At 74.0% G+C, this 9,505-nt stretch carries 9 protein-coding genes; 7 read left to right on the top strand and 2 right to left on the bottom strand.

What is annotated here, in order from left to right; all coding sequences use genetic code 11:
• Positions 1-214: 214 nt before the first annotated feature.
• Positions 215-610 (bottom strand): hypothetical protein, encoded by a 396-nt coding sequence (locus CA983_RS35020; protein ID WP_086604781.1) that lies wholly within the window; start codon positions 608-610, stop codon positions 215-217.
• Positions 611-907: 297 nt separating this feature from the next.
• Here CA983_RS35020 and CA983_RS35015 point away from each other — a divergent pair, with 297 nt between their 5' ends.
• Positions 908-2,359: an NsdA family TPR-like regulatory protein gene (locus tag CA983_RS35015; RefSeq protein ID WP_086604780.1), complete on the top strand. Its 1,452-nt coding sequence runs from the start codon at positions 908-910 to the stop codon at positions 2,357-2,359.
• Positions 2,360-2,369: 10 nt separating this feature from the next.
• Here CA983_RS35015 and CA983_RS35010 read toward each other — a convergent pair whose 3' ends face one another.
• Positions 2,370-2,963, bottom strand: coding sequence for a histidine phosphatase family protein (locus CA983_RS35010; RefSeq protein WP_086604779.1), 594 nt, complete (start codon positions 2,961-2,963; stop codon positions 2,370-2,372).
• Positions 2,964-3,154: 191 nt separating this feature from the next.
• Between CA983_RS35010 and CA983_RS35005 the strand changes: the two genes are divergently transcribed.
• From CA983_RS35005 to CA983_RS34980, 6 genes are all read left to right on the top strand, one after another.
• Positions 3,155-4,108 carry a phosphatase PAP2 family protein gene (locus tag CA983_RS35005; RefSeq protein ID WP_086604778.1) on the top strand — a complete coding sequence of 318 codons (954 nt, stop codon included), beginning with the start codon at positions 3,155-3,157 and terminating at the stop codon, positions 4,106-4,108.
• Positions 4,059-5,303, top strand: a complete 1,245-nt coding sequence (locus CA983_RS35000) for a hypothetical protein (RefSeq protein WP_086604777.1) — start codon at positions 4,059-4,061, stop codon at positions 5,301-5,303. The genes CA983_RS35005 and CA983_RS35000 overlap by 50 nt, the downstream gene beginning before the upstream one ends.
• A complete protein-coding gene (locus CA983_RS34995) occupies positions 5,294-6,886 on the top strand; it encodes a hypothetical protein (protein ID WP_086604776.1) in 1,593 nt (530 codons plus the stop codon). Before CA983_RS35000 ends, CA983_RS34995 begins: the two co-directional genes overlap by 10 nt.
• Complete coding sequence (locus CA983_RS34990) at positions 6,883-8,217, top strand: AAA domain-containing protein (protein WP_086604775.1); 1,335 nt, start codon at positions 6,883-6,885, stop codon at positions 8,215-8,217. The genes CA983_RS34995 and CA983_RS34990 overlap by 4 nt, the downstream gene beginning before the upstream one ends.
• Before the next feature lie 299 nt (positions 8,218-8,516).
• Positions 8,517-8,885, top strand: a complete 369-nt coding sequence (locus CA983_RS34985) for a hypothetical protein (RefSeq protein ID WP_086604774.1) — start codon at positions 8,517-8,519, stop codon at positions 8,883-8,885.
• A gap of 160 nt (positions 8,886-9,045) precedes the next feature.
• On the top strand, positions 9,046-9,505 hold a 460-nt coding region (locus CA983_RS34980), incomplete at its 3' end, for a bifunctional DNA primase/polymerase (RefSeq protein ID WP_244207227.1).

The following is a 9,505-nucleotide window of genomic DNA, read 5'->3' as shown; positions in this document are numbered from 1 at the left end:
GCCCGGTATCCGCGCCCCACCGGGCATAAGGTCGCCCCGCCAGGCGTCCGCGCCCCGCCATGCATCCGCGCCCCACCGGACGTGAGGGCCCCACCGGACGTGAGGGCCCCGCCGGGCGTGACGGCCCCACCGGGCGTGACGGCCCCACCAGGCGACGGCCCACCGGGCGTGAGGGCCCAGCCATGCGTAAAGGCGCCCCGCCAAGCGAGGCGCCTCAGCGGCAGCTGTCCGCCGCCTTGATCGTCCGGGCCGCCTCCCCGAGGGCCTTGCGCAGCACCGCGGGGTCCGTCGCGAGGTCCGCGTCCCCGGGCGGCAGCAGCCAGTCCGAGCCCTCCACGGGAGGTTCGGGGACCAGGGTCGGTCCGCGTCCGTCGGTCTCCGTGCACGTGCTCCCCGGCACGTCCCATGCCGCGGCCGTCCCCGGCGGCACCAGGAAGCCCAGCGTGCGACCGCCGTCGTCGTGCAGTACGAGCCCGACCGCTTCACCGGTCCCGCGCCGCAGGATGTCGACCGCCTCCAGCCCCTGCCGCGCCGGCACCGTCACGACATCGCAGCCGGCCGACGGTGCAGTCGGCGGTGTACGAGGATCGTCGATCTGGCTGGTCTCCATCCCGGCCTCCACCACAGAACCCCTGATTGGACGAGCGGTCGGGAGTCGAGGGCCTCCCGGTCCACAGGGTTCAACGCGGCAGACCGTCAACGGCTACGGCAGAAGTCAGCCGCAAAGGATGGCAGTTCATGGCAGATCATGGATGAGATATCCGGTTTGTAGTCAAACCCAGCGTGAGGACTCCGACACAGCAGGTACGTTCTTGCCCGCCGGACACAGGGCAGAACATACGGGACAACGCGTACAACTCGCCCCGAACCCGGCATGGTTCGACGGTTCGCACGAGAGGACCCGGCCATGGCGTCGTCAACGGTTACCTCGTCTCAACCCAACCGGCCACCGCGGCCCAACCTCGCCTTCCGGCGCCTGCGCGGACAGCGTTCGCCGGCCGAGTTAGCCGCGGCGGTCCGGCGGGCCGCTCTGGAGATCGGCGAGCAGGTCAGCTGTGACGCGCGGTACATCGGCCGGGTCGAGGCGGGCGAGATCCGCTGTCCCAACTACGCCTACGAACGGGTGTTCCTGCATATGTTCCCTGGCCGCACGCTCACGGACCTGGGGTTCGCGCCCCGCTCGTCGGTACGCGGACGCCGGGCGCGCGAAACCGAGGACGCGCCCCTGACGTGCACCGCGGACCCGGCGAACGCCACGAGTGAGAGCAGCGGGGCGTGCGAGCCGTATGAAACGCAGAACCCGTACGACCCGCACCACCCGCACGACACCTACGAGGAGAGCGACGTGCTACGTCGCGCATTCATGACCGGCGGGGGCGCCACGGTGGCCGCCGCCTCGCTGGGGCCCGTCGGCCTCGCCCTCGACGCCGCGGCGGCACAGCGCCCCGTGCGCCGCGCCGGGGCGAGTGACGCGGGCGCCCTGGAAGAAGCCGTCCGCCGCATCCGGCTGATCGACGACCGGCACGGGGCCGACGGCCTCTACCGCCGTGCGGCGGCCCCGCTGCGTGCCGCCTACGCCCTGCTGGACGCCGGTACGACCCGGCAGACGACGGCGGACCGGCTCTACTCGGGCGCCGGTGAACTGGCCATCTCCGTGGGCTGGCTGGCCCACGACTCGGGACGCTTCGACGACGCCCGCTCCCACTACGCGGAGGCCCTCGCGACCGCCCGGATGTCCGGCGATCCGGGCCTGGAGGCGCACGCCTTCTGCAACACGGCCTTCCTCGCGCGCGACGCGGGCCGGCCGCGCGAGGCGGTCCGGGCCGCCCAGGCCGCACAGCGCGTCGCCCGGCCCGTGGGCTCGGCCCGGCTGATGTCGCTGCTCGCGCTGCGCGAGGCGGGCGGCTGGGCGGGCCTCGCCGACCGCGTCGGCTGCGAGCAGGCACTGGCCCGGGCGCACGCCCTCTTCGACCGGGGACCCTCGGACGACGACCCCGAGTGGATGAGCTTCTACGGAGAGGCAGAACTGGAAGGCCTGGAGGCGCAGTGCTGGTCCACGCTCGGCGACTGGCCCCGGGCGGCGCGGCACGCGCGGCGGGCGGCGGAGCTCCAGGACCCGCACTTCACCCGGAACATCGCGCTGTACACGGCGGAGCTGGCGGACGACCTCGCGCGGGGCGGCCGGCCGGACGAGGCCGCCGTGGCGGGGATGCGGGTGCTGGATCTGCTGGAGGAGGTCCAGTCGTCCCGGATCCAGACGATGCTCGCGGCTACGGCGCGGGTGCTGTCACCACACCGGCGGGCTTCGGGGGTATCGGCGTTCCTGGAGAGGCACGCTTCGTTGCCGCGGATGGTGTGACCGCCCTCGGCTATGCAAGGTGCCCGAGATCGTTCCAGCTCTCGATCGCCGGCTCCCCGTACGCCCATCCCAGCACCGACAGCGACGTCGGATTCAGCCGTATCCGCGCCGCGAAGTCGATCGGCAGACCCAGCCACCGCGCCCCGATGGACCGCAGGATGTGCCCGTGGGCGAAGACCAGGACGTCCCGGTCCTCGGCACGCGCCCAGGAGACCACCTCGTCCGCCCGGCCCGTCATCTCCGCGAGGGTCTCGCCCTCGGGGACACCGTCGCGCCAGATGAGCCAGCCGGGCCGGACGGCCTGGATGTCCGCCGGGGTCATGCCCTCGTACGCCCCGTAGTCCCACTCCAGCAGCGCGTCCCAGGCACGCGCGCGGTCGCCGAAGCCGGCCAGTTCGCATGTCTCACGCGCGCGTGCCAGCGGGCTGGTGCGCACCTCGACGCCGGGCAGGCCGTCGTACGGCGCCCGGTGCAGGCGCTCGCCGAGCAGCTTGGCACCGCGCCGGCCCTCCTCCAGCAGCGGCACGTCCGTCCTGCCCGTGTGCTTGCCGGACAGCGACCACTCGGTCTGTCCGTGGCGGGCCAGCAGGATGCGCGGAGCCATGGGGGACCTTTCCGGAAGAAAAACGCGAGCGGAGCTCCTCCATCATCGCGCACGCTGGTCGCGGGCAACCCGGGGGGCGATCTCAGCGTCTTTGAGGTCCGGAGGGCGCCCCCAGGGGGCGCACGTACGCCGTAAAGTGGCACGACCAACCGGCCGGGCGCCGCGTGACGACGAAGGGGGAGGGCGATCGGATGCCGCACACCGAGACACCGGGCACCGAGGCGGCCCCTGCGCTCCGGCTGCGCTGGTGGACGGAACTGCCGCTGATCCTGCTGGTGTACGCGTGCTACACGGCGGGCCGGCTCCTCGCCCGGGGCGACGTCTCCGGTGCGGTCGACAACGGCCTGGCGCTCCTGCGTGCCGAGAATGCTCTGTATCTCAACTTCGAGCACCCGCTCAACCGCCTGTTCACCCGCGAGGCCTGGATAGGCATACCGGCGGACTTCTGGTACGCGTCGCTGCACTACCTGGTCACGCCGGCGATCCTCGTGTGGCTCTTCCGCTCCCGGACGGTGCGGTACCGCGCCGCGCGCACGTGGCTGATGACGTCCACCCTCATAGGCCTGGTCGGTTTCACACTGATGCCGACCTGCCCGCCCCGGCTCCTCGACGCGAGCCACGGCTTCGTGGACACGATGGCCCAGTACAGCTCGTACGGCTGGTGGGGCGGCGCGGCGAGCGCCCCGCGCGGTATGGGCGGAATGACCAACCAGTACGCGGCGATGCCGAGTCTGCACGTGGGCTGGGCCCTGTGGTGCGGAGTGATGCTGTGGCGCTACGGCGGTACGCGCACGGCGAAGATCGCAGCAGTCGCCTACCCGCTGATCACGACGATCGTGGTCATGGGCACCGCCAACCACTACTTCCTCGACGCGCTCGCGGGCGCGGCCGTCATGGGCGTCGGACTGCTGCTCGCGCCGGTCGTGATGCGTACGGCGGACCGGGTCAGGGCACGGTTCGTGCCGCCCGTCGCACTGGTCCCGGCGGCATCTTCCGCCGCGGGTTCCTCGATTGTCAGTGCCGGATGCCAGACTTCCGCGGGTGAGCGAATTCCACGGCAGCGCGAGTCGCGGGTCGGAGCGGGAGCCGAGCCGAGTGCCTCCCCCAAGGACGCGGGGGACGGCGCTCCGGCACCGGCTCGCTGAGCTGCGCGGTCCCGACGTACCGGCGAAGGCCCTAGACGCGCGCGCGTTGGCGGCACTGGCCGCCAACCCCGGGTGTGCGCGGCGCGCGATCCTCGACGGCGCCGGGGTGAACAAGGCGGCGCTGGCGAGCGCGCTGGGCTCGCCGTCGGCCTTCGGTCAGTCCCAGTTCGCGCTCACGCGGGGCAACGCGTTCGAGGCGAAGGTGAAGGCCGACGGCGGTGCGGAGCTGCTGCGGCTGGTGCACGAGAAGCTGGACCGGACGGCCGAGCCGCCCACCGAGGCGCGCGTGCCCGACCTGACGGCGACCGGCCCCCAGGGGCGTACGGCCCGTACGGCGCTGGAGCTGCGGGAGGCCGCCGCGCACCCGGGCGCGTGGACGCTGCTCGACCACCCGATGCTCGCGCTCGACGTCGCCGGCTCCCCCGCGTTCCTCGAACCGGACGCGGTCGTGGTGCACCCGGACGGCAGCTGGACCGTGGTCGAGATCAAGTCGTTCCCGCTGCTGGACGGTTCGGCGGACCCGGCGAAGGTCGGTGCGGCGGCCCGGCAGGCGGCGGTGTACGTGCTGGCGCTGGAGGAGGTCGCCGCGCGGCTCGGCGCGGAGCCGGAGGGGTGCGCCGGAGGCGAGGGGGCGAGCGCGCGGAGGCCCGAAGGGTCGAGCACGGTCGCCCCCTCGACACCGGCTGAAGCGCCCCGGACGCGGAGCGCTCAGGACAGGGCTCCGGCTCCGCGCGTGCGGCACCGGATCCTGCTCGTCTGCCCCAGGGACTTCTCCAACCTGCCGGCCGCGTCCGCCGTCGACATCCGCAAGCAGCGTGCGGTGACGGCCCGTCAGCTGACCCGGCTGACCCGCATCGAGGACATCGCCGAGACGCTCCCCGAGGGCACGTGCTTCTCCCCGGAGCTGCCCGCCGACGAGCTGACGGCCGCCGTCGAGTCGGTCCCGGCGACGTACGCGCCGGAGTGCCTGTCCGCGTGCGAGCTGGCCTTCCACTGCCGGTCCCGGTCGCGCGAGACGGGCGCGGTGACCTCGCTCGGGCGGCCGGTGCGGGCGGAGCTGGGCGGGCTGACGACCGTGGAGGACGTCCTCGCGGCGGCCCGCGGCGAGGCGGGCGACCCCGACGATCCGGCGGTGGCGGCCCTCAGGCGGGCGGCGGCCCTGCGCGCCGAGGCACTGGAGGCGGCATGTCGCTGATCTCCACCCTGGCCCGGCTCGAAGCGGTCAGCACGGGCCGCGCCCAGCCCGCCGCGACCGTCCGGCACCGGCACCTGTCCGACCGTCCGCTGGTGTTCGTGCCGCTCACCACCGCCGGTGAGGCCGGCGCCCCGCTCGGCGCGCTGGTCGGCACCGACCGGGACGCGCCGCGTCTGCTGGCCGTCCCGCAGCCCCGCGACCGCGACCTCAGGTTCGCGTTCCTGGCCGAACTGGCCGACGTGGTACTGCCGTACATCGACGCGTACGCCGAGGTCGTGGAGGCCGCCGAGCGCACCGAGACCGACCCGGAGACCGGCAAGCGGGTCAAGGTCGAAGTCGACCTGTGCGCGGACGCGCCGCAGCTGATCGTGCCGAGCCGCGGGGGCATCGACCTGGTGCGGCTGCTCGGGCGCTCCATGCGTTTCCGGCGTACGGCGGAACAGGATCCGGAAACCCCGTATCCGGCGCCGCCCCGGGTGCCGCTGCTCGGGCGGTGGCTGACGCACTTCGGGGAGCGGGCCCGGGTGCCCGGCTCCTCGCTGCTGCTGGCCATGACCGACGTACTGAGCCGGCACTGGGCGACCGGGCAGTCCACCCTGGAGGACCAGCACCTGGGGGCGCTGCTCGCCTGGATCGACCCACCGGAGGGCCTGACCGGCGCCGAGGCGGCGCTGCGGGCCGAGCTGGAGCGGGACGCGAAGGGCCAGCTGACGTGTCCCCCGGCCGGTCCCGCCACCGACCCGGCGTTCGACAACAAGCTGCTCGCCCCGGCCATCGAGCGCTACGACCGTGCCCGCACGGCCCTGGCCGCCGCCGAGGACGGCCTGGAGGCCGACGACCGGCTCGGCGCGCTGACCGCCGCCGAGCGGGAGATCCGGGATCTGGTGCTCAGCCGCACCCTGCCCACCTGGGAAAAGGTCTGGCAGGGCCTCGACCTGCTGCGGGAGCTGCCCGAGGGGGCGCATGTCGAGGAGCGGTGGACCCGCGACCGCTGGTCCTTCACCGGCCACCGCGACCGGGTCCTGGCCGGCGAACCCCCGCAGCCGCGCCGCGACGACGCCGTCACCGCGGCGAACAAGCTCGCCACACGCGAGCGCGAGCAGGCCCGGCTGGAGGCGCAGGAGGCCCTCGACGACCCGCTGGTCATGGCGGGACGGCGGCTGTCCGGGGAGGCGTTCGCGGGTGAGGTCACGGACGTCGTGATGGCGTACAGCGAGGGCAAGCGGCCCAGCCCCCGCCCCCTGGTCACGGTCCGCACGGACGACCGGCCGCATCTCGGGGAGCGCACGAAGGTGTACCGGTCGCTGGGCGGGAAGCCGCAGTCGGCGGAGTTCGTCGGGGTCGAGGAGGACGGCGCGTACGTCGTGCTGCGGGTCCTCGACAAGATGGGCCGCGGCAAGGAGCCCGAGCCGGGGTCGGTGCCGGAGAAGGGCGACCGCGTCTGCTTCACGCTCTTCGAGCACGAGCAGCGGGGCGGCGCGAAGCTGCCCGACCCGGAGGAGACTCCCTGGACGCACGGCGGGCCGCCCGGTGAGGCGACCCTGGAGGCCGCCGACCCGGTGACCTCGGAGGACGTGCTGTGACGACGCTCTTCGATCCCTCCGCCGCCGCGACCCAGGCCACCGACGCGATCCTCCACGACACGCTGCACGGCACCGCGCGCGGTGTCGTCGTCGACTCCCCGCCCGGCGCCGGCAAGTCCACGCTCGTCGTCCGCGCGGCCCTGGAGCTGGCCGAGGCGGGGCATCCGCTGATGGTGGTGGCGCAGACCAACGCCCAGGTGGACGACCTGGTCCTGCGGCTCGCCGAGAAGAACCCCGAGCTGCCGGTGGGGCGGTTGCACAGCAGCGACGCCGACCCGTACGACAAGGCGCTCGACGGCCTGGAGAACGTCCGCAAGTCGGCGAAGGCGGCCGACCTCGCCGGGCTGGCCGTGGTGATCTCGACGGCGGCGAAGTGGGCGCATGTGAAGGCCGACGAGCCGTGGCGGTACGCGATCGTCGACGAGGCGTACCAGATGCGCTCGGACGCGCTGCTCGCGGTAGCCGGGCTGTTCGAGCGGGCGCTGTTCGTGGGCGACCCGGGGCAGCTGGACCCGTTCGCGATCGTGGGCAGCGAGCAGTGGGCGGGCCTCACGTACGACCCGTCGGCCTCGGCGGTGACGACCCTGCTCGCGCACAACCCGGACCTGCCGCAGCACCGCCTGCCGGTGTCCTGGCGGCTCCCGGCCTCGGCGGCGCCGCTGGTGTCGGACGCGTTCTACCCCTACACGCCCTTCCGCAGCGGCACCGGTCACGGCGACCGGCGGCTGTCCCTGGCCGTGCCGTCGGACGGCTCCGGCCCCGACCGGGTGATCGACGAGGCGGCCGAGTCGGGCTGGGGCCTGCTGGAGCTGCCCGCGCGGCACACGCCGCGCACGGACCCGGAGGCGGTGCGGGCGGTGGCGACGGTCGTACGGCGGCTGCTGGACCGGGCCGGCGCGGCGACGTCGGAACGCTCGCCGGACCCGACGCCCCTCACCGCCGACCGGATCGCCGTCGGCACGGCACACCGCGACCAGGCAGCCGCGATACGTGCCGCCCTGGCCGACCTCGGCGTCACCGACGTGGTCGTGGACACGGCCAACCGGCTCCAGGGCCGCGAGTACGACGTCACGGTGGTGCTGCACCCCCTCTCCGGCCGCCCCGACGCCACGGCCTTCCACCTGGAGACGGGCCGCCTGTGCGTCCTGGCCTCCCGCCACCGGCACGCGTGCATCGTGGTCTGCCGGGCGGGCGTCGGCGACCTGCTGGACGACTATCCGTCGACGGAGCCGGTGCAGCTCGGGACGGGGGTGAAGTTTCCTGACGGGTGGGAGGCGAATCACGCGGTGCTGGCGCATCTCGCGGAGCACCGGGTGATGTGGCGGCCATGACCCGCGGAAGCGGCCACGCCGGCCTCCGGCCACCCTCCGCCGGCCGGAGGCCGGCACGCCGCCGGAGGCGGCAGATGGCACAGCCCTGACGGGTGGGAGGCGCATCACGCGGTGCTGGCGCATCTGGCCGAACATCGCGTGTTCTGGCGGCCGTGACGAACGCCGGGGGGTGTCGCAGCCGTACCCACTACCGCGATGCCCACTTGCGCGCCCGCGAGACAATGGACGGTGGCCCACTCCACCTGGGGGTGCCCCCGCAAACGGGGGAGGGCCAGCGCGACGTACGAGAAGGAGTAGACATGGCGGAGCACACGCCGCGTCGGAACGAACCGCGGCTACGCCCCGCGCCCCTGCTCTTCGAGCCCGCGGAGGCGGCCTCGGACCCTGAGCACTTCTTCGACCTCGAGTCGATCGACGATCCCCGCGCGCTGCTGTCCCGCGCGACGGAGCTGACGCTGGCGTTCCGGGCCGCGGCGGACCGGGCGGTGGAGTTCCAGGCGATCGCGGCGGCGCAGCTGGCCGATCCGCGGCGGTTCGACCGGCTGACGACCGCGGACATCGCCGAGCGGGCCGAGTGGACCGAGGACTACGCCAAGAAGATGGTCGAGTTCGGACGGGACCTGCTGCGGGGCGGCGGCGAGGGCCGGGGGCCCGTCGACCCGGTGTGAGAACCGGTGTGAGAACCGGTGTGAGAACCGGGGGCTCCGCCGCTTTGCCGATCTCCGTGGCATATGCCAAGCGGGCAAGATACTCCCTCCCACCCCCTCCTGTCCCGATTTCCCGCAACCCTCGGGAACCGCGCGTTCACGGCCGGTAGACATTGACGCCATGAGCAGCGCATGGAACGCCTCCTATGTCACCCCGGACGGGGCCGCCTGGCTCGCCTCGGCAGGAACGTATCCGCGGAGCACGCTCGCCCTCTGGGAGGAGCGGCCGGGCGCACCGGTCGTCCTGCCCTGCGGGTCGGTCTTCGACGTCGTCAGCGCGCCCGCGATGTTCGGGCGGCGGATGCTCGACCGGCTGTGGGACGACGGGCCGGGCTCGGGGCCGGTCGCGGAGTTCCGGGGCCGGATGCTGCTGTTCGCCGCGCCCGGCACCGCCCAGCGGCTGCCCGCGCTGCTGGAGTGGGAGGAGTGGGGCGCGGGCGGTCGTACGAGGCCGGTTCCCCCACTGCTGTGCCACGGCACGGGCGACGCCGTCACCGTCCCGGCCGCGACCGTGTCCCATACGGAAGTGCCCGCCGCTGCGGGCCGGGCCCCTTCCCCCGGGGCGTTCGCCGGGGTCGGGG

The organism is Streptomyces swartbergensis (assembly GCF_002148965.1).
In the GTDB taxonomy this organism is placed as follows: Bacteria; Actinomycetota; Actinomycetes; order Streptomycetales; family Streptomycetaceae; genus Streptomyces; species Streptomyces swartbergensis.
This window is presented reverse-complemented; position numbering and strand designations above follow the sequence as displayed.